General features: G+C 65.1%; 17 protein-coding genes and 1 tRNA gene. 9 read left to right on the forward strand and 9 right to left on the reverse strand.

Annotated features, from left to right (window positions below):
* Nucleotides 1-47: 47 nt before the first annotated feature.
* The 9 genes from AC2IR1_RS18940 to AC2IR1_RS18980 all read right to left on the reverse strand — a co-directional run bounded on the left by AC2IR1_RS18940 (nt 48) and on the right by AC2IR1_RS18980 (nt 9,680).
* Entirely contained in the window at nt 48-959 is a 912-nt protein-coding gene (locus AC2IR1_RS18940) for an ABC transporter substrate-binding protein (protein ID WP_486473532.1), read from the reverse strand.
* A gap of 94 nt (nt 960-1,053) precedes the next feature.
* A complete protein-coding gene (locus tag AC2IR1_RS18945) occupies nt 1,054-1,938 on the reverse strand; it encodes an AraC family transcriptional regulator (protein WP_486473533.1) in 885 nt (294 codons plus the stop codon).
* Between the two features lie 248 nt (nt 1,939-2,186).
* Nucleotides 2,187-3,638 (reverse strand): xylulokinase, encoded by a 1,452-nt coding sequence (gene xylB, locus AC2IR1_RS18950; RefSeq protein ID WP_486473534.1) that lies wholly within the window; start codon nt 3,636-3,638, stop codon nt 2,187-2,189.
* 3 nt (nt 3,639-3,641) lie between these two features.
* Entirely contained in the window at nt 3,642-4,679 is a 1,038-nt protein-coding gene (locus tag AC2IR1_RS18955) for an NAD(P)-dependent alcohol dehydrogenase (protein WP_486473535.1), read from the reverse strand.
* A gap of 536 nt (nt 4,680-5,215) precedes the next feature.
* Nucleotides 5,216-5,986, reverse strand: a complete 771-nt coding sequence (locus tag AC2IR1_RS18960) for an ABC transporter ATP-binding protein (RefSeq protein ID WP_486473536.1) — start codon at nt 5,984-5,986, stop codon at nt 5,216-5,218.
* On the reverse strand, nt 5,983-6,990 hold the full coding sequence (locus AC2IR1_RS18965; RefSeq protein ID WP_486473537.1) for a FecCD family ABC transporter permease: 1,008 nt from the start codon (nt 6,988-6,990) through the stop codon (nt 5,983-5,985). The genes AC2IR1_RS18960 and AC2IR1_RS18965 overlap by 4 nt, the downstream gene beginning before the upstream one ends.
* 189 nt (nt 6,991-7,179) lie before the next feature.
* Complete coding sequence (locus AC2IR1_RS18970) at nt 7,180-8,154, reverse strand: ABC transporter substrate-binding protein (protein WP_486473538.1); 975 nt, start codon at nt 8,152-8,154, stop codon at nt 7,180-7,182.
* Nucleotides 8,151-9,215, reverse strand: coding sequence for an LLM class flavin-dependent oxidoreductase (locus AC2IR1_RS18975; protein WP_486473539.1), 1,065 nt, complete (start codon nt 9,213-9,215; stop codon nt 8,151-8,153). Before AC2IR1_RS18975 ends, AC2IR1_RS18970 begins: the two co-directional genes overlap by 4 nt.
* A 377-nt stretch (nt 9,216-9,592) precedes the next feature.
* Nucleotides 9,593-9,680: transfer RNA gene (locus tag AC2IR1_RS18980), tRNA-Ser, on the reverse strand.
* 228 nt (nt 9,681-9,908) lie between these two features.
* On the opposite strand from AC2IR1_RS18980, the gene AC2IR1_RS18985 reads away from it, so the two are divergent.
* The 9 genes from AC2IR1_RS18985 to AC2IR1_RS19025 all read left to right on the forward strand — a co-directional run bounded on the left by AC2IR1_RS18985 (nt 9,909) and on the right by AC2IR1_RS19025 (nt 19,448).
* Nucleotides 9,909-10,940: an SPOR domain-containing protein gene (locus AC2IR1_RS18985; RefSeq protein ID WP_486473540.1), complete on the forward strand. Its 1,032-nt coding sequence runs from the start codon at nt 9,909-9,911 to the stop codon at nt 10,938-10,940.
* Between the two features lie 102 nt (nt 10,941-11,042).
* Entirely contained in the window at nt 11,043-12,251 is a 1,209-nt protein-coding gene (locus AC2IR1_RS18990; RefSeq protein WP_486473541.1) for a D-alanyl-D-alanine carboxypeptidase family protein, read from the forward strand.
* A complete protein-coding gene (gene tmk / locus AC2IR1_RS18995) occupies nt 12,248-12,898 on the forward strand; it encodes a dTMP kinase (RefSeq protein WP_486473542.1) in 651 nt (216 codons plus the stop codon). Before AC2IR1_RS18990 ends, tmk begins: the two co-directional genes overlap by 4 nt.
* Nucleotides 12,895-14,031, forward strand: coding sequence for a DNA polymerase III subunit delta' (locus AC2IR1_RS19000; RefSeq protein ID WP_486473543.1), 1,137 nt, complete (start codon nt 12,895-12,897; stop codon nt 14,029-14,031). The genes tmk and AC2IR1_RS19000 overlap by 4 nt, the downstream gene beginning before the upstream one ends.
* A gap of 29 nt (nt 14,032-14,060) precedes the next feature.
* Nucleotides 14,061-14,870, forward strand: a complete 810-nt coding sequence (locus AC2IR1_RS19005) for a TatD family hydrolase (RefSeq protein ID WP_486473544.1) — start codon at nt 14,061-14,063, stop codon at nt 14,868-14,870.
* On the forward strand, nt 14,870-15,667 hold the full coding sequence (locus AC2IR1_RS19010; RefSeq protein WP_486473545.1) for an MBL fold metallo-hydrolase: 798 nt from the start codon (nt 14,870-14,872) through the stop codon (nt 15,665-15,667). The genes AC2IR1_RS19005 and AC2IR1_RS19010 overlap by 1 nt, the downstream gene beginning before the upstream one ends.
* A 15-nt stretch (nt 15,668-15,682) precedes the next feature.
* A complete protein-coding gene (locus tag AC2IR1_RS19015; protein WP_486473546.1) occupies nt 15,683-16,615 on the forward strand; it encodes an AEC family transporter in 933 nt (310 codons plus the stop codon).
* Between the two features lie 89 nt (nt 16,616-16,704).
* A complete protein-coding gene (locus AC2IR1_RS19020) occupies nt 16,705-17,475 on the forward strand; it encodes a hypothetical protein (protein ID WP_486473547.1) in 771 nt (256 codons plus the stop codon).
* Nucleotides 17,472-19,448 carry a sulfotransferase gene (locus tag AC2IR1_RS19025; protein WP_486473548.1) on the forward strand — a complete coding sequence of 659 codons (1,977 nt, stop codon included), beginning with the start codon at nt 17,472-17,474 and terminating at the stop codon, nt 19,446-19,448. Before AC2IR1_RS19020 ends, AC2IR1_RS19025 begins: the two co-directional genes overlap by 4 nt.
* Nucleotides 19,449-19,454 lie beyond the last annotated feature (6 nt).

Raw genomic sequence — 19,454 nt, forward strand, 5'->3', positions numbered from 1 at the left:
CCGCCCCCGCGCGTGGCGCGGGAGCGGCCCGAACTTCTGTGATCAGCTTACCAGCTGAAGCCTTCGGCGTTGGACGCATCCACCACCGCGACATCGATCGGCACCTCGGAAGGAACCACGCGGGCGCCCCACTTCTGGGCCAGGGCCATGGCCAGGCCGACGCGGACCTGATCGCGCGGGAACTGCGCCGTGGTCTCGATGAAGGGCGTGCCTGCCGCGATGGCATCGACCGCTTCGGGCGCACCGTCGACGGAGGTCAGCTTGATGTCCTTGCCGGACCCCTGGATCGCCGCCAGGGCGCCCATGGCCCCGCCGTCGTTGACCGAGAAGATACCCTTCAGGTTCGGGTTGGACTGGATCATGTTCTCCACCACGCCAAGCGCGACGGAACGGTCCTGGCGGCCGTTCTGGGTGGTGACCAGGTTGATGCCGTCATACTCTTCGAAAGCCGCCTTGCAGCCTTCGACGCGCTGCAGGATCGGGACCACCGGGATACCGTCCAGGATGGCCACGTCGCCCTCGCCACCCAGCTCCTCCGCCAGGTACTTGCAGGACTGGTAGCCCGCGTCGCGGTTCTTGGACCCGACGAAGGTATCCACCGGCCCGTTTGCATTGGCATCAACCGCCACGACGATCACGCCCTGGGCCTTGGCCATGTGCACGGCCGCCTCGATACCGGCGCTGTCCGTCGGGTTCAGCAGGAGGATGTCGATGTCCTGCTGCAGCATGTCTTCGACGTCGGAAATCTGCTTGGCCACATCGTGGCCGGCGTCAGTCACGACCACCTCGGCGCCCAGGGCGTCGGCGGCTTCCATCAGCGCTTCCTGCATGGACACGAAGTAGGGGTTGTTCATTTCCTGGAAGGTCATGCCGATCTTCAGCGCGTCCTGCGCGGAAGCCGGTGCAGCCAGGGTCATTGCGAGTGCGGCAGCAGAGGCCGCGCCAAGGTATTTGTTCATAAGAGTTCCCTCCCAAGTTTGCGGCAGGCAAAAGCTGCCGTTTTCCGGGCGACACCCTGCCGCCCGAATTCGTGAAAACCGATATCTGCCGTTCCTAGTTCGTCGCCGAGAACACTCCGTTCGCGGCAAAGGTTGCCCTGAACTGCGAGGGCGACATTCCTTTGAGTTTCAGGAAATGGCGGTTGAAATTCGAGAGGTTGGAGAAGCCGACGTCATAGCAGATTTCGGCCACCTTCGCCTCCGGTCGGGTCAGGAGCATCTGGCAGGCCAGATCCACCCTGAGCTGGTTCTTGTAGCGAACGAGGGTCGATCCCGTGTGCCGCTTGAAGGCACGCGAGAACGCGCTCTGGCTCTGGCTGACCAGGTCTGCCAGGTCTTTCTCGTCGATGTTCTCCGTCAGGTTTTCGCGCAGGTAGGCGATCGCCCGGTTCACACCGCTCTCGTTCAGCTCCGCCAGGTCCAGCTCGTAGCTGAGCGAGGCAAGCACTTCGGGCTCGGGCGCGCGGGCCAGGACATCCAGCACCTGCCAGAAGAGCGCGAGGCGGCGCAGCCCCGTCGCCTCGATCAGCTCTATCATCAGCGGCTTCACCCGGGCGCCGGTCGCATCATCGAAGAGCAGGCCACGGTGGCTGCGATCCAGCAGCGGCCGGATCGCCTCCATCTCGGGCATTCCGTCGATGGCGTTGTCGATGAAGTCTTCCGGGAACTGGATCACGAGGGAGCGGGTCGCCACGACCTCATCCGGGGCCACCTCGGAGATCCAGTTTTGCGGCAGGTTGGGACCCGTCATGATCAGTTGGCCGGGCCCGAAATCACCGATGTGATCCCCGATGTAGAAGGTCCCGCGCGTATCCACGACAAGGTGGATTTCATACTCGGGGTGGTAGTGCCAACGGACCGTCCGGAACGGGTAGCCGTGCATCCAGGCGGCGAAACTCTCGCCCTTGCGGATGTGAACCAGCTCCAGATCGGGTTGCATTTCGTCTCCTCCGTCGTGCCCGACCGCCCCTCCTCCGAAGCGTGCTGTCGGTGAACGGACGGTAGCCCCCGGATGGCGCGACCTCTACCTCAGAACGAAATCTTAACCGATACTTTTTTGACTCACCATTTCCGGGAACTGAGCAGGTGCAGAAACAACGGGCGCCGCAGTGCCAAAAAAATCCTGCCGCAACGCAGCAGGATCTTGTTGATTTCAAAAGACAGATCAGCCCTGAACTAATTGAAAAATCAGGACATGATACCGCTAACAGCAGGGTAGGAAGCCAAGTGGGCCTCATACTTTTTCGCGTAGCGATCAGTCAATTTAGGGTCAGGCAAAATGACCTCTCCGACCTTCGGTTGCCCGAAAACATCTTCTCCGACCCGTCCGGTCGCCGCGGCCGCCGCAAGTTTGGCGGCACCGAAGGCCGCTCCGAAGTCGCCTTCCTCCGGCACAAGCAGCTGCAGCCCGGTGACGGAAGCCATGATCCCCAGCCAGGCACGAGAGCGGGCCCCGCCACCAACCGCATAGGCCGCCTCGACCTCCGTGCCCGCCTTGCGCAGGACGCGCACGCAGTCGGCAAAGGCCATGGCCACGCCCTCCATCACCGCCTGGACCATCTGGGGCAGATCCGCATCACGCCGCAGGTTCAGAAAGGCGCCCGCCGCCGCCGGGTCATTGAGTGGGGTACGCTCCCCCGAAAGGTAGGGAAGGAAGGCCACGGGAGAGGGCGCATCTATCACCTCGGGCACGAGGGACGCCAGCTCGGGCACCGGTGTTCCGGTGATTTCCGACAACCATGTCATCGAATCGGTCGCCGACAGGATCACCCCCATCTGATGCCATGTGTCCGGCACTGCGTGGCAGAAGGTGTGCACGGCATCGCCGGTGTTCGGCTGATAACGATCAGAGGCGGCGAACAGGACGCCGGAGGTCCCGAGCGACAGGAAGCCGGTCCCGGGCCGCATCACGCCCATGCCACAGGCCGTCGCGGCATTGTCGCCCGCCCCGCCAGCCACAGGCACCTGCGGCACCCCCCACTTCCGCGCCAGATCCTTCCGCAGGATACCGGACACTTCGGAGCCCTCGACCAGCCCGGGCATGTGGTCGCGGGTCAGGCCCGTCGCTTCCAGCAACGGATCCGACCAGTCGCGCTTTCCGACATCCAGCCAGAGCGTACCGGCAGCATCGGACATTTCCGACATGTGCTCGCCCGTCAGCCAGAGCCGCAGGTAATCCTTCGGCAACAGAACCTTCGCGGTCTTCTCGAAGATCTCCGGCTCGTTCTCCGCCACCCAGAGAAGTTTCGGCGCCGTGAAGCCCGCCATGACGAGGTTTCCGGCGATCCCGTGAAAATCGGCACGCGCCGTCAGCGTGTCGCACTGCGCGCCGGAGCGGCCGTCGTTCCACAGGATGCAGGGGCGAAGCACCTTGTCGGCACTGTCGAGAAGCGTGGCGCCATGCATGTGCCCGGACAGGCCGATGCCCTTCAGGCCAGCCATCTGTGACGCATGGGAGGCGTGCAACTGCGCCAGCACCGCCTCCGTGGCCGTGATCCAGTCCTCCGGCGCCTGCTCCGACCAGCCAGTGCTGGGCCGGGAAACGGTGAGCCCGGCATGGGCCACGGCAACGGTTGCGAAGCTGTCATCCACCAGCATCGCCTTGATGCCGGAGGTTCCAAGATCAATCCCCAGGTACATGACTTACTCCGGCATCTCGATCTGCAGCTTCACGTCCGTATCACGCGCCTCGACCGCACGATCGAACCCGGCGATGCTTTCCTCGAATGGAATGGTTCCGGAAATCAGCGGCTTCAGATCCACCTTGCCGGACGCCATCAGTGCGATCGCACGGTCATAGACATTGGCGTAGCGGAAAACCGTTTCGACCCGCAGTTCCTTTGCCTGGAGGCCGACGATATCCACCGGGACCGGATCCACCGGCATGCCGACCAGCACGATGGCTCCGCCCGGGCGCGCCAGTTCCGCCATCCCGAGGACCGCCGGCGCCGCACCGGAGCATTCGAAGACCACGTCGGCACCCCATCCATCCGTCGCCTCGGCCACGGCCTCTGCGGCGGGGGTATTTCTGATATTGACCGTCTCGATCCCGTCGTAGGCGCCGATGATGTCCAGCTTGGGTTGTGCCAGGTCCGCCACGATCACCTTGGCGCAGCCACCGGCAAGCGCGGCAAGCGCCACCATCATGCCGATAGGTCCCGCCCCGGTCACCACCGCGATATCGCCCGGCTGGATCCGTGCCCGCAGTGCCGCCTGCATGCCGATGGCAAAGGGTTCGACCATGGCACCTTCGGCAAAGCTGACCGCCTCCGGCAGCTTGTAGGTGAATGCGGCAGGATGAATGACCTCGGGCGTCAGGCAACCGTGGATCGGCGGCGTCGCCCAGAATTCAACGGCCGGATCCACGTTGTAGATGCCCAGCTTCGACGCGCGCGAACTGGGGTCCGGAATCCCGGGCTCCATGCAGACGCGATCCCCCGGCTTCAGATGGGACACCTCGGCCCCGCAGGCCACGACCGTGCCGGAGGCCTCATGCCCCAGCACCATCGGCGCATTGACGACGAAGTGACCGATCTTGCCGTGGGTGTAGTAATGCACGTCAGAGCCGCAGATCCCGACCGTATGGGTCTTGATGCGCACATCCTTCGGCCCCATCGAGCCGGGAATATCGAAGTCGCGCAGGGACAGCTTGCCCTTCTCCTCCAGAACAAGAGCTTTCATGCCAGTCTCCTCCCTTCCGAGTCAGTTCAGTCGGGGCCGGGGTGGCCCCGCACCCAAGTGCTGGCCCCCATCGGAAGGGATGTAAACGAAAACCCGCAGCCTTGCGCATCTTTTGCGCTGCAGCGGAAAATTCGTATCAGCCGTAAGAAGAGATCAGCCCAGAAGGCCTGAGTTGTCAGAGATTTGCCCCCGGAATGCACCGATAGGAATGGTACGATTCGGACGCACATCGGCGCCCCGGGCAGGACGCCGGATGCGGCTGCCTTGCCAGATGCCGGCAAGTGGCGAAAGAGGTGCCCGGGCCACACCCAAGACACTGACTTGAATTACAAAAAAGTCTTGAACCCATATGCACCCTACAAGCGCATAGCCAACTGCACGATGCTTTCACTTGCCTTCGCCTGGCCCAACGAATTCGCAGCCTAACAATATCTCCCCCGCGCTAAGTGGAGAGAGGTTCGCGAACCAATTGCTTGGGCTCGTCTGACCAGCCCGAACCCTTTCACCCGAAGAGAGCATTATCCCAGGCGGCAGGCCTATGATGGAAAGACCCATAGTGTCCCCAGTCGGGGATGGACTCCGATCGTGGCCTCCAGTCCGTAGACCTCGCGAAGTCGCCCCTCCGTCAGGACTTCTTCCGGCCTGCCCTGTGTCACGATGCGTCCCTCCGCCATCAGGCAAAGCCGGTCACAGAACATGGCCGCCAGATTGAGGTCATGCAGCGCCGCGATCACGGTGACGCCCATGTCCCGAACGAATTTCAACAGCGCCATCTGGTGATGGATATCGAGGTGGTTGGTCGGTTCGTCCAGGACCAGAACCCGCGGCTGCTGCACGATCGCCCGCGCCAGCAGAACCCTTTGACGCTCCCCACCGGACAGGGTCCGGAACGGGCGATGCGCCAAGTCTTCCAGCTGCAGCAAGGTGAGTGCCGCCCCGATCAGGGCTGCGTCATGGGTCGTATCCGGTTCAAGGATCTTCTTGTGCGCCGATCGTCCCATCGCGATGACGTCCCGCACCGACAGGGGAAATTCCGCGGGCATATCCTGCAGGACCGCCCCCACATGTCGCGCCGCCCAGGAGGCGGGCCGCTGCCACAGGTCCTGCCCCTGCACCTTCACCTGTCCGCGCTGCGGCCTGTTCATACGATAGACCGTGCGCAGCAGGGAGGACTTGCCCGCCCCATTCGGCCCCAGCAGCCCCAGGAATTTCCCCGGCCCCACGCTCAGGGACGCGTCCCGGACCAGCTCACGCCCCCCGGCACTCACCGTGACATTCTCGATCTCGAGGGTCCCCGGCGCGATCATGCCGGCCCCGCCAATCCCCGTGCGTCACGGCGCAGCAGCCAGATGAAGAACGGCCCCCCGACCAGGGCCGTTACGATTCCGACCGGCAATTCCAGCGGGGCAATGACCGACCGGGCGACCAGATCCGCCGCGATGGTGAAAGCGGCACCCGAAATGGCCACCGCCGGCAGCGCCCGACGATGATCCGCACCGACCAGCATGCGCACGATATGCGGCATGATCAAACCGACGAACCCGATCACACCAGCCACGGCGACAGCCACGCCCGTCAGCCCGGCCGTCACGATAAACATCGTCCGCCGGAACCTCTCGACATCCAGACCAAGCGCGGCGGCGCTCTCGTCCCCGACCATCAGGAGGTTCAGCCGACGCGCCTGCAACAGCATGAACCCAAGCCCGAAAGCGAGGGTGACCACCGGCAGCGGCAACAGTTTCCACTGCGCAGCGCCGAACCCGCCAAGGGTCCAGAACAGAACCCGGGCGGCCAGCTGCGGATCGGGCGAGGTCAGCACCAGCAGACTGGTCAGTGCACTCAGCACGGCGCCCAGGGCGACACCGGAAAGCACCAGCCTGGTCGGTGTCATCTGCCCACCCGTGCGCGCGATCCAGAACACCACGCCAAGCGCAGCCAGGGCCCCCGCAAAGGCCGCCAGATGCAGGGTAAATGCGCCCAGCACGACAAGACCGAACCGCATGACCACGACTGCTCCGGTCGCCGCCCCCGATGAAACGCCAAGGATCGACGGCCCGGCCAGGGGGTTCCGGACAACCGCCTGGATCACCATCCCCGCGGTGCCCAGGCCCGCTCCCACGACAGCAGCAAGGATGACGCGCGGGATGCGGGTCTGCACGATGATGATCTCATGGGCCTCGCGCCAGTTTCCATGCCCCAGCATCCCACCCGACAGCCAGTGCACCACAATGGCGATCGCGCTTCCCGCCGGGATCCGGACCGAGCCCAACATCAGCCCGCCCAGTGCAGCCGCGCAAAGCAGCAGCAGCATGCATCCCGTTACAAGCAGGAAACGACCCCGACCGGGCGCCGTTGCCTTCTCTAGCGGAAAACGGCCTTCGCCCCGGCCCGCAGGCTGCCCGACGGCATCCGCAGGCGTCGACAGCAACCGCAGCAGTGCCGCACGGTCAACATCGCCTGTTCGGCCCCCCGTTCGGGTGTCGTCAAGCATGTCGCCCCGTCACTCCGCGAAGGCGTCCGGATGGAAGGTCCGTGCCAGCCGTTCCAGCGCATCCACGGAACTCGGGCCGGGTTGCCCCTCCACCGAGGACACCAGGACGTAATTGCCCCGCTCCACGGCCGGAACTCCCTGGATGACCGGATTGGCCTTCAGGACGTCCACCCGCGCCTGGCCAAGGTTGGCCCCCGGGTTCGCGACGACCTTCCCGCCGGAGGTACCGGAATAGAACACGACGATGTACTCGGGCGCCTGCGCGACAAGCTGCTCCCACGAGGTGCTGCCATAGCGGCTGTCAATGTTCCCAAGAATGTTCTTCCCCCCGGCCGCTTCGACCACCGCGTTCAGCATGGTGTTGCCCAGCACGGCCCGCGGCGTGTCTTCCCCGCCGTTGTAGATAAAGACCGGGACGACTTCGGTGCCCTGCAGCTGCTCTTCGACGGCGGCAACCCGCCCTTTCATCTCCGCGATCAGGGCCTCCCCCCGATCCTGCACACCAAAGATCCCGGACAGCGAACGGACCTCGTCATAGAGTTCCGGAAAGCCGAACCTTCCCAGGTTGCAACCCTCGGTGTTCAGCCGGGTCTTCATGCCCAGATCTTCAAGCTGGGTGCGGGTGTGCCGGCTTTCGGAGAACCCGTCGGGATAACCGGAATAGACGAAATCGGCACCTACATCGATCAGTTGCTCGGTCGTCGCAACCAGCGGTGACAGGATTGGAACGGCCTCATAAGCCGCCTTGTATTGCGGGCTGATTTCCAGGTTCGCCATGTAGGATGTCCCCACCATGTGATCCTCAAGGCCCAGTGCCAGCATCAGCTCGGTCGCATTGTTGGATAGCGTCACGGCCCTCTCGGGCGGCTGGGTGTAGACCGTGGTCACGCCACAGTTCACATCCGTGTAGGGAAAGCCGTCCTGTGCGGCCGCATAAGAGGCAAGGACCGACAAGGCGGCTCCAAGGAAGAGAGATTTGTTCATGTCTCGGCAATTTCCAATTGTGTTTCGGGGATTTGCGGAATGTCGACACCTTCAAAGGCAGGCATGACTTCCGCCGAGAAAAGGCTCATCGCCGCGGAGGCCTCGGCCAGGGGGATCAGGCCATTGGCATCGAAGAGGCAGCGCAGGTTGCGGCAGCCGGTCCGGGCGATCAGCGCCTCGATCTGGCTGCGGCAGGCAGCGGGCGTACCCGCAATGGCATAGCCGGCCAGCATCTCGTCCGGGCTGCGCCGCGCCGGGATCGGCGCCCCCCGGGACCGCGCGCGTTCCGCCCGCCGCTGGTTAAGCCGGTCCGTCAACCTCAGTAGCGAGCGCTCCGCCTCTTCAGGAGTTGCTGCCACGATGACGTAGCGCGCCAGCGAAGACGCCGACATCGGAGCCGTCCCTCCGCCGGATCGCCGCAGGGCCTCTCGCAGTACGTTGATCTGTCGGCGTTCGTTGGGCTCCAGGCTCAGCAGCAGCGGAAAGCCCAACCGTGCCGCTACATCAACGGTTTCGGGCGACACGCCTGCGATCCAGATGGGCGGATGCGGGCTTTGCACCGGCTGCGGACCGACCTCTACATCCGTGAAGGGCCATGTGGGATCGGTGGAGGAAACGCGCTCGCAGGTCCAGGCCCGCAGCAGAATATCCAACGCGACATCGAACCTATGACGCGCCTCGGTCTGCGGGATGCCCAAGGCTGTGAAGGTCGCGGGTTCGGTCCCCCGCCCCACCCCGACATCGACACGCCCGCCGCTCTGGAAATCAAGCTGGGCGATCTGCTCCGCCAGCATCAGCGGATGATGGATCGGCAGCACCAGAATGGAGGTTCCAAACCGCAGCCGTTCCGTGCGCGCAAGGATCTCGGCCCCAAGCATCAGCGTGTGCGGATAGGGTGTAGTTTCGCGATGAAAGTGGAACTCGTTGAACCAGATGGCCCCGAAGCCCAGCCTGTCAGCGCGCGTCACAAGCCCCATGAGCGCGGCATGATCGCCCAGCTCTCCGCCACGCGCGAACCCGGCGAGATCGAAGCGAAGGCACTGCCCCTGGGGACTTGTCATACGCGCCCCCGGAACAGACCTTTCCCAGCCATCAACCACACGGCCAGACCGGGGCCGGGACGGGCCGGCGATAGGGCTGATCGAAGGAAAGCAGGTTTCTTAGGCAGGAGCATGCAGCAGACACCGGATGAGGACTCTTTCGGCTCTAGTATGTTATGTTATTACATTACGCAATCTCGTAATTTGCCTCCGATCGCGCTCGCGTGGCAAGGGAAGTACACTTCGCTTCGTCCAAGACGGCGCGCGTGACCGGTCGCGGCGTGACCCTCAAAAGGCCGCTTGCAGGCGCAGGGACGCGCCCGGCGCCACCAATGCCCTGACCATCAAAGAAAAAGGCCGCCCAGGGCGACCCATTCAAAACCAGGATATAAGCATGATGGCGGAAGAGGTGGGATTCGAACCCACGGATGGTTTCCCATCGCCGGTTTTCAAGACCGGTGCAATCGACCACTCTGCCACTCTTCCGGTCCGACAGCCTCTAAACAGACCCTCTTGATTCTGGAAGACTTTCCGGACGGGTCGTGGATTGCCCGGGCCGGGTGCAATCCCGCCACTGCCACGCGGCGGGCTTTCCTTGCAGGGGGCTTCACGCTAGTATCTTGCCAAGTATAAAGCCGGGACTACCGGTGCAGGACAACGGCCCGACAGGGCCCGCGCGGGCCCGAGCTCGCCGAGGCAAGAGCAGGAACAACGATGCAGGCCAAGCATTTCATGGCGACCCGCCGGGGCCGGACAGGCTCCGTGCTCGCGGCAACTCTGATACTGGCCCTGTCCGGCTGTCAGGAGGGCGGTGAGCTTCAGCTTTTCAAGTCCTCGCAGGAAGAGCCGCAGGGCACAGCCGCCGGACAGTCCCGTTCCACCAAGCTGATCGAACGGGACATCGAGGCGCCGGATGTCTTCCAGGTGACCGAAGCAGGCCTGTGGGACGGCCGCCCCTCTCTCGGTGGCGTATGGGTCGCGCATCCGGATGTGACCGAGCCCGAGAGGGTCCTGATCCGCAACACGGCCAATGACAATTTCGTCATTGGCGCCCTCTTCCGGAGGGAGACGATGGGCTCCGGTCCGCGGCTGCAGGTGTCCTCCGATGCAGCAGCTGCCCTGGGGATGCTGGCCGGCGCACCGCAGCAGCTGAACGTCACCGCATTGCGCCGGGAAACCGTCGATCCCGCCCCGGCGGAGCCCGCGCCGCTACCCGCCGCAGCGGCCGTCCCCGCCGCCGCCGGCGTGGCAACCCAAGAGCTTGACCCGATCGCATCCGACACAACCGAGGTGCTGGCTGCAACGGCCCCGTCGGCCCCTGCCGCAGCGCCAGAAGCTCCGACCGAAGCGCCTGCACGGAAAGGCCTTTTCGGCTGGCTTCGCAAGGGATCCGACGACACCGCTACACCCGATGCGACCGCCGAAGGCATCGCGACGGCAGAGGTCGCAACGGCCCCCTTGGACAGCCCGGCAGCCGCGACACCGCCACCGGCGCCCAAGCCGCAATCGAGCCTGGAAAAGCCCTACATTCAGCTGGGCATTTTCAGCATCAAGAAGAACGCCGAGAACACGGCGACCGCCATGCGCCAGCGCAAGCTGCAGGTGGAGGTCCTGACCCATGAAAGCCAGGGCAAGACCTTCTACCGGGTGATCGCCGGTCCCGCCCTGTCCCTGTCCGAGCGCGAAACCATGCTTGAGGTCATCAAGGGGGCTGGCTTTACCGACGCCTACCCGGTTACGAACTGATCCGCCCCGTGATAAAACGGGCCCGAGCAGACAGGGGCGCCGGCCAGCCGGAAACGGCAGGTCAAAAGGCGCGCCCGACCGCGTAGCAGGAGTGACCCAAAAATGCCAATCCGCCCGATGCGAGCCGTATTCGCCGCTGTGACCGCCGCCCTGGTTGCGGTCGCGGCGATACCGGCCCAGGCGTTCGACACCCGCGCCCGCGCCGCCTTTGTCGTGGACATCACCACCGACACCGTGCTGCTGGCCAAGAATGCCGACGAGGCGCTGCCCCCGGCTTCCATGTCCAAGCTGATGACGCTTTACGTCGCCTTCGAGGCCATCCGTGACGGCCGCCTGCGGCTGGACGAGGAGCTTCCGGTGTCGCAACACGCCATGAACTACGGCGGCTCCACCATGTTCCTGGACACCACCGACCACGTGAAGGTGTCGGACCTGATCCAGGGCATTATCGTGCTGTCGGGCAATGATGCCTGCGCCGTGATTGCAGAGGCGCTGTCCCCCGATGGAACCGAGGCCGGTTTTGCCCGCTACATGACACAGCGCGCGCATCAGCTGGGCATGACCAATTCGACCTTTGCCAACTCCAACGGCTGGCCCGACCCGATGCAGCGCATGTCGATGCGCGATCTGGCGCTGCTGGCGACCCACCTGATCGAGGACTTCCCGGAAGAATACCACTTCTTCAGCGAGAAGGAGTTCCACTTTGATGGTCGCGCGCCCCAGAACGTCCACAATCGCAACCCCCTGCTGTCGATGGACATCGGCGCGGATGGCCTGAAGACCGGGCACACCCAGGAAGCTGGCTACGGCCTGGTAGGCTCCGCGAAGGACGATATCTCCGGTCGTCGCATCGTCTTCGTCTACGCCGGGCTGGACAGCATGCAGGCACGGGCCGAGGAAGGCCGGTCGATCATCAACTGGGCCTTCCGCCAGTTCACCGAAAGCACCCTGCTGAAGGCAGGCGACGTTCTTCCCGCACGTCTGCCGGTCCATGAAGGCGCAGCCGCCGACGTCGGCCTGACCGTGGCCGAGGACGTGACGACGCTGGTGCCGGTGCTGTCGGCCGAGGGCGTGTCCTCCGAAGTGGTGGTGAACGGCCCGGTCATGGCGCCGATCACGCGCGGACAGGAGCTGGGCGAGCTTGTCATCCACCCTGAAGGCCTGCCCGAGAAGCGCGTGCCCCTGGTTGCGGCCGAGGCCGTGCCGCACGGCGGCTTCCCTGCCAAGATCAAGAGTGCCGCCCGCTACCTGCTGCGCCGCATCAACGAAGGGCCCGAGACCGCCGCTGCCGCGCGGGAGGCCAACTCTTGAGCAGCGGAGAGGGCCTTTTCCTCTCTTTCGAGGGCATCGACGGCTCCGGCAAGTCGACCCAGGCACGACTGCTTGCGGACAGGCTGCGCGCCCAGGGGCGGGAAGTCGTGCTGACCCGCGAACCGGGAGGCTCCCCCGGAGCGGAGGAGATCCGCGCGCTGGTCCTGAACGGCGACCCCGACCGCTGGTCTGCGGAAACGGAAATCCTTCTGTTCACCGCTGCGCGCCGTGACCATCTGGAACGCACCATCCAGCCCGCGCTGGAACGGGGCGCGGTCGTGATCTGTGACCGTTTCGCCGACAGCACCCGCATGTACCAGGGCCTGTCCCGCGGCGATCTGCGTGATGTCGTGGACCGGCTGCATGCGCTGATGATCGGCAGGGAGCCGGACATCACCCTGCTGATCGACATGGATCCCGAAGAGGGCCTGTCCCGCGCCCTATCCCGTGTCGGCGCCGAAGCCAGGTTCGAAACGTTCGGCCTAAACCTCCAGCGTGCGATGCGGCAGGGCTACCTGGACTTGGCGGATGCCTATTCGGACCGGTTTCGTATCGTCGATGGATCCGGCACGCCCGAGAGCGTGCAAAGCCGCCTGATGGCCACCCTGCCGGAGTTCTTCGCCGCAACCGAAGGCCAGGCAGGATGAGCGACGAGGATCACCCGGAACCGGACCGGATCGAGGGCGCCCCCCACCCCAGGGATACGCTGCGGCTTTTCGGCCAGGCGGCGGCAGAGGCGGAGTTCCTCGATGCCTTCCACAACAGCCGGCTGCACCACGGCTGGATGATCACCGGCCCCCGCGGAACCGGCAAGGCCACGCTTGCCTGGGCTATCGCGCGTTTCCTACTGGCCACCCCGGATCCTTCCGAGGATGACGGCGGCATGTTCGGAGATGCCATTGCCCCCGCCCGGGCCGACAGCCTTGCCATCTCGCCCGATCACCCGGTGTCGCGTCGCATGGCCGCAGGTGCGGAACCCGGCCTCTTCGTTCTCAGGCGCGGTGTGAGCGACACCACGGGTAAGCTCAAGGCCCAGATCACGGTGGACGAGGCGCGCCGGCTCAAGAACTTCTTCTCCCTCTCCTCCGCCGACGGCGGGCGGCGCGTCGTCATCGTCGATGCCGCGGATGAGCTGAACACCTCCGCCGCCAACGCCCTTCTCAAGGTGCTGGAGGAACCCCCTGCGCGAACGACGCTGCTGCTTGTCACGCACCAGCCTTCAGCCCTGCTGCCGACCATCCGCTCTCGATGCCGGGTCCTGCGCCTTCGTCCACTTGACGATACCGACATGGACGCCGCCCTGTCACAGGCCGGCATTGCCGTAGACGACCCACAGAAGCTGTCGGCACTGGCAGAAGGGTCGGTCGGGGCCGCTGTCAGGCTGGCAAACCTGAAGGGGCTCGCCCTCTACGCGGAATGGATCGCGATCCTGGGCTCCCTCCCCAGACTGGACCGTGCACGCGCGCAGGCCCTGGCCGATGCTGCCGCAGCCCGGGGCGCAGAGGAACGGCGCGCCCTTCTCCTGGCCCTTCTCGACCAGGCGCTTGCACGGCTTGCAAGAACCGGCGCCACGGGCCGTGCTCCGTTCCCCGAGGCCGCGAACGGAGAGGCGGAGACCTTTGCCAGACTGGCACCCACCCCGCACGAGGCGCGTCTTTGGGCGGCAGAAGCGCAGGAGATCGGCGCGCGGCTGCGGCACGGGACGGCGGTCAACCTTGACCCTGCCGCGCTCATCCTCGATACGGTCTTCAGGCTTTCGAAAGCCGCAGGCGGAGGCTAGTCGCCCCGCGCAAGACCATCAGGACAGACATGACCGACGCACCCCAGATCACCGACAGCCACTGCCACCTCGACTTCCCGGATTTCGATGGCGAACTGGACCAGGTGATCGCCCGGGCCCACGAGGCCGGGGTGACGCGCATGGTGTCCATCTGCACCAAGACGGCATCCATTCCCAAGGTCCGGGCGATCGCCGAGGCCAACGCGACGATCTTCTGGGCCTTCGGGCTTCATCCGATGTCCGTCGCGGAACAGGAGCCGGTCACATTCGATCAGCTGGTCGAACTGGCAAAACACCCGAAGCTCGTGGGCATCGGCGAAACCGGGCTGGACTACCATTACACTGCCGACAGTGCCGAGGCACAGAAGGTCAGCCTGCGCCTGCATTGCGCGGCCGCAGCGCAAACCGGGCTGCCGCTGATCATCCATTCCCGGGACGCGGATGAGGACATGGCGCAGATCCTTGAAGAGGAATACCGCAACGCGCCCTATTCCTGCGTGATGCACTGCTTCTCTTCCGGTCCGGATCTGGGCCGCAAGGCGCTCGACCTCGGGTTCTACCTTTCGATGTCCGGTGTGACGACCTTCAAGAAAAGCCAGGAACTGCGCGATTTCTTCGCCACCGTGCCTGCGGACCGTGTCCTGGTGGAAACCGATAGCCCCTACCTCGCGCCGCCGCCGCATCGCGGCAAGCGGAACGAGCCCGCCTACTCCGCCCTGACGGCAAAGGTCGGCGCAGAGGTCTTCGGCATGGACTATGCCGCCTTCGCCGCCCAGACCCAGGCGAACTTCGACCGGCTCTTCACCAAGGTCCGCACCTGGCAGGAGGAAGCCGCCTGATGGGCACCCTGCGCTTCACGATCCTCGGCTGCGGATCTTCCGGCGGGGTTCCCCGCCTGGGCGGCCACTGGGGCGATTGCGACCCCGAGAACCCCAAGAACACACGCCGCCGCTGCTCCCTTCTGGTTGAGCAGGAGCGGGACGGCGGCACGACCCGCGTGCTGATCGACACCTCCCCCGACATGCGCGGGCAGCTTCTGGATGCCGGCATCGGGGAGCTGGATGCCGTGGCCTATACCCATGCGCATGCCGACCACGTGCATGGCATCGACGACCTGCGTCAGGTGGTCTTCAACATGCGCCGCCGCCTGCCGGTATGGGCCGATGGAGACACCCAGGATGCCCTGCTCAGCCGGTTCGGCTATGTCTTCGTGCAGCCTGCCGGATCGCCCTATCCGCCGATCCTGGAACTCAACACCATCGAGGGCGCCTTCACCATCGACGGCGCCGGCGGCCCCATCACCCTGCTGCCTTTCCGCGTGAACCATGGTTCCATCGACGCGCTCGGTTTCAGGATCCGTGACCTGGCCTACCTTCCGGACGTCGCCAAGATGTCCGATGAAGCCTGGGAAGCCTGCGCCGGGCTTGACTGCTGGATCCTGGACACGCTGCGCCGCGATCCTCATCCGACGCATTCGCACCTGGAACAATCGCTGGCCTGGATCGAACGGGCGGCGCCGGATCGCGCCGTCATGACCAACATGCACATCGACCTCGATTACGAGACGCTCTCGGCGGAGACGCCCGACCACATCGTGCCGGCCTACGACGGCCTGCAGATTTCCTATGACATCTGATCGGCGGGATCCGCGGTGAGCGCGCTTTTCAACATCATCCTGCCGATCTTCCTCGTGCTCGGCGCCGGATATGTGACGACACGGTCGGGGCTGCTGAAGATTTCGGTCTCCGAAGCGCTGATGTCCTACACCCAGAACGTCGCCTTCCCCTGCCTGCTCTTCCTCGCCATCAGCACCTTCGATCTGGGAGAGCAGTTCCACGCCCCGCTGCTGCTGAGCTTCTACGTCGGCGCGACGGCCTGCTTCTTCCTGGGTCTGATCGGCGCGCGGCTCATCGGCCGAAATCCGGAGGATGCGGTGGTCATCGGCTTCTGCTGCCTCTTCTCCAACTCGATGATGCTGGGCGTGCCGATCACGGAACGCGCCTTCGGCCACGGTGCGCTGGACGGGAACTTCGCCATCATCGCGATGCATGCGCCCTTCGGCTACACCCTGGGGATCGTCGCGATGGAGCTGACGCGGGCCGGAGGCCAGGGCCTTGCCGTTGGCGCGCTGGTCAAGCGGATCCTCCGCCAGATCTTCACCAACCCGCTGGTCATCGCCCTGCTCTGTGGCTTCGTCGTCAACCTGTCCGGCCTCTCCATCCCGCAGCCGGTGGATGACGCGATGCAGATCATTGCCCGCTCCGCCCTGCCTGCCGCGCTCTTCGCGGTCGGCGGCGTCATGGTTCAATACAAGATCGAGGGCGACTGGCGCCTGATCGGCATGATCTGCGTGCTGACGCTGATGGTCCACCCGGGCATCACCTGGGCGCTCGGAAAGTGGTTCGATCTCTCGACGGCCAGCCTGCGCTCCGCCGTGCTGACCGCCTGCGTCGCACCAGGTGTCAACACATACGTCTTTGCCAGCATCTACGACCGGGCCAAGCGCTCTGCCGCCTCGGGCCTGCTGATCGCCACCGGCGTCTGCCTCTTCACATCCTGGTTCTGGCTCAGCGTGCTGCCCTAGGCCGCAGGGTGCAGGCATCTGAAATCCTTGCGTGAAGGGGGCGGACGGGATACCCATTCTGCCAACGCGCCCGCTGCGGAGGAGACCCCATGGACATTACCGTCACCTATCAGCGCGGCCCCACCGACCCCGGTTCCGGCCCGGTGAAAATCGGCTGGCTGCTGGGCAAGACCGATGCCCCCGTCATCTACGAACCGCCGCGCCGGGTTCACTCCCGCGACGCGCGCCGCGACCATGCCAAGTCCGCCTCTCGCTGTCCGGCCGTGGTCGGGCTGGAAAGCCGCTATTTCGAGGTGCTCTGCCCCTTCGACGTGAACCTGGGCTTCACCCGCAACAAGGATGAAAAGCCGGTCCTGCGAAACCTGTCCGGTGACGCATCCTCCATCCGCGGGTCCACCCTGGGCAAACGCATCAGCTTGGTGAGCGAAAGCGAGTGGCGCTATCCGGATCGTCCGATCATCCAGCTGAAGCTTCCGTATTACTTCATCACCGATGAACCGGTCTATCTGACCCAGCTCGAAGCCTACATGTACTACCGGAAGACCCCACTGCCCGGGACGATCTTCGGCGGGCGTTTTCCGATCAACCTGTGGCCCCGGCCGTTGATGTGGGCCTTCGAATGGCATGACACCACGAAGCCGATCGTCATCCGGCGCGGCGACCCCCTGTTCTATTGCCAGTTCGAGGCCGATGGCCCCGATCGCACCGTCCAGATGGTCGAGGCAGAGCTGACCGAGGACCTGCAGACCTACATGGATCACATCGGCGGGGCTGTGAACTACGTGAACCAGACGTTTTCCCTGTTCGAGGCAGCAGAGCGGGTGCGCCCCGCGAAGCTGCTGAAAGTGAAAGACAGATGAGCGACGGCCCGGCCGTCACCAAGAAGAGGCGTCGCCCCCCCGAACCGGCAGAGCAGCTCAAGTCGGCGCAGGCGGCCTTTTCCTCCGGGCGCATATCGCAGTGCTGGGATCTGATGCTGCCCTTGCTGAAGACGCGTGCCCAGCTGACGCCATCCCAGGCCGATGCGCTGGATTACCTGCGCCTCGCCTGCGCTCTCTACCAGGTCGGGGATCTGCAGGCCGCGCGGCAGCTTAACCGGGAGATGGCCACCCACCGTCACGCCCCCATGCGCTACAGGTTGTCCTTGCGGCTGCGGGATCCGGCCCAGGCAAAGCGACTGCGAATGGATCCGTCGAACGGGACCCGGGAACTGGCCGATTTCCGCACCTCCGCAGGCCTGCACGAGATCTGGGCACACCGCTACGGCATGGGCTTTCCCCTTTATGCAGAACGCTGGCGCGCGATCAATTTCCCCAAGGTTCTGCCAGACACGGTGCAACACGCCCCGCTCGGCCCGGATCCGTCGACGGACGCAGGGTTGATCGTGCTGGAACAGGGCCTGGGTGACGTCCTGTTTCACCTGGCCCATGTGAAGGCAGAGGGCGCCCATGAACGATCCGCCTTCACTGGCCTTCCGAAGTACGGCCCGCTCGTGCGGCGATACTTCCCCGACGCAAGCTTTACCCCTGCCGGCAGGCTGTCGACCGAACTTGGCAAGCCACGGGGCCACCTGGCCGCCGATTTCGTGGCGCGCGGCTACCGGCGCACGGGAAAGGTCTCCCCGGGCATCCAGCTGGACCGGCCGACACGACATGCCTTTGACACCCCGGTATTCGGTCTGTGCTGGCGGGGCGGATCCGGTCAGAACAGGCGGGAGGAACGCCACATCCCGTTGCGCTTCATGCTGGACATGCTGCCGCTGGATGCGCGCTTCCTGGCCTTGCAGTTCGACCTGACCGAGGCAGAGCGCAAGATCCTCCTGGCCGATCCGCGGTGCCAGATCCCGCTGGCCGATATCACGGCCAATCCGATCGAGACCATCGACATGATCCGCCCTCTTGCCGGCGTCATTTCCGTCGACAGTGCAAACTGGCACATGGCCGGGTTTGCCGGTGTGCCTGTTCTGGCAATCATGAACAGGACAGCCCACTGGTTCTGGGGCCCGACCGAAGACGCCGGATCCGTCTTTCCCTCCGCCACAACGATCCGCAAGGAGGAGCTGTCGGCGGGCGCGGTCACCGACTGGATTGCAACCGCCAGAACCTCCTGGGCCAGCCGCCCGGCAGAGGCCCTGCCCACCCGACACAGGACACCGCCCCAGGATACTCCGCCGGCGTTGCGTCCCCTGTTCATGACAGGTCTGCCGCGATCGGGCACCTCGATGACCATGCGGGTGCTGGCCGCGCTTGGCCTCTGGGTCGGCGAGACCATCCCCGGCAACGCGGACAACCCCGAAGGCTACTTCGAGAACCGGCGGCTTCGCGAAACCCAGCTGAAGCCGGTGCTGAGCGCCCTTGGCGCCGATCCCCGAGGCGTGGCCCCCCTGCCCCGAACGGAGTCCCTGCCGCCCTGCCCCGCGCTAGGCCGCCGCATGCTGAAAGCCCTGAAAGAAGAAGGTTACGACGGTCGAAGCCCCTGGGGGTACAAGGACCCGAAGCTGACGCTGCTCTGGCCGCTTTTCGCACGGGCCTTCCCTGCGGCCACTTGGGTCATCGTCACCCGCGAACGCGACGCGGTGCTCTCCTCGCTCTCCCGCGCGAGTTTCATGAGGCAGCACTCCACCAGTCCCGAATTCTGGAAACCCTTCTGCAACTGCTACGCTGACCGGCTGAACGCGCTCCGCCGAAGCGGGATCACCGTGTTCGAGATCGCCGCAGAAGACCTGATGGCAGGAAGAGTGGGCAGCCTGGCGCCGGTCTGCTCCGCCCTGGGCCTTGCCTTCGACGAAGAGGAAGCACTTTCGGCCCTGACAAGGATCGCGCGCACCCGCTGAAGGGAT

It is taken from the genome of Pseudooceanicola sp. NS-SX8 (assembly GCF_057380755.1).

Bases quoted from the DNA above. Each gene is read 5' to 3' on its own strand.
- AC2IR1_RS19005 (WP_486473544.1), top strand. From the start codon at position 14,061: ATGACCGACGCACCCCAGATCACCGACAGCCACTGCCACCTCGACTTC.
- AC2IR1_RS18985 (WP_486473540.1), top strand. From the start codon at position 9,909: ATGCAGGCCAAGCATTTCATGGCGACCCGCCGGGGCCGGACAGGCTCC.
- AC2IR1_RS19025 (WP_486473548.1), top strand. From the start codon at position 17,472: ATGAGCGACGGCCCGGCCGTCACCAAGAAGAGGCGTCGCCCCCCCGAA.
- AC2IR1_RS18970 (WP_486473538.1), bottom strand. From the start codon at position 8,154: ATGAACAAATCTCTCTTCCTTGGAGCCGCCTTGTCGGTCCTTGCCTCT.
- AC2IR1_RS18945 (WP_486473533.1), bottom strand. From the start codon at position 1,938: ATGCAACCCGATCTGGAGCTGGTTCACATCCGCAAGGGCGAGAGTTTC.
- AC2IR1_RS18975 (WP_486473539.1), bottom strand. From the start codon at position 9,215: ATGACAAGTCCCCAGGGGCAGTGCCTTCGCTTCGATCTCGCCGGGTTC.
- xylB (WP_486473534.1), bottom strand. From the start codon at position 3,638: ATGTACCTGGGGATTGATCTTGGAACCTCCGGCATCAAGGCGATGCTG.
- AC2IR1_RS18955 (WP_486473535.1), bottom strand. From the start codon at position 4,679: ATGAAAGCTCTTGTTCTGGAGGAGAAGGGCAAGCTGTCCCTGCGCGAC.
- AC2IR1_RS19010 (WP_486473545.1), top strand. From the start codon at position 14,870: ATGGGCACCCTGCGCTTCACGATCCTCGGCTGCGGATCTTCCGGCGGG.
- AC2IR1_RS19000 (WP_486473543.1), top strand. From the start codon at position 12,895: ATGAGCGACGAGGATCACCCGGAACCGGACCGGATCGAGGGCGCCCCC.
- AC2IR1_RS18960 (WP_486473536.1), bottom strand. From the start codon at position 5,986: ATGATCGCGCCGGGGACCCTCGAGATCGAGAATGTCACGGTGAGTGCC.
- AC2IR1_RS18965 (WP_486473537.1), bottom strand. From the start codon at position 6,990: ATGCTGCTGCTGCTTTGCGCGGCTGCACTGGGCGGGCTGATGTTGGGC.
- AC2IR1_RS19020 (WP_486473547.1), top strand. From the start codon at position 16,705: ATGGACATTACCGTCACCTATCAGCGCGGCCCCACCGACCCCGGTTCC.
- AC2IR1_RS18940 (WP_486473532.1), bottom strand. From the start codon at position 959: ATGAACAAATACCTTGGCGCGGCCTCTGCTGCCGCACTCGCAATGACC.
- AC2IR1_RS18990 (WP_486473541.1), top strand. From the start codon at position 11,043: ATGCCAATCCGCCCGATGCGAGCCGTATTCGCCGCTGTGACCGCCGCC.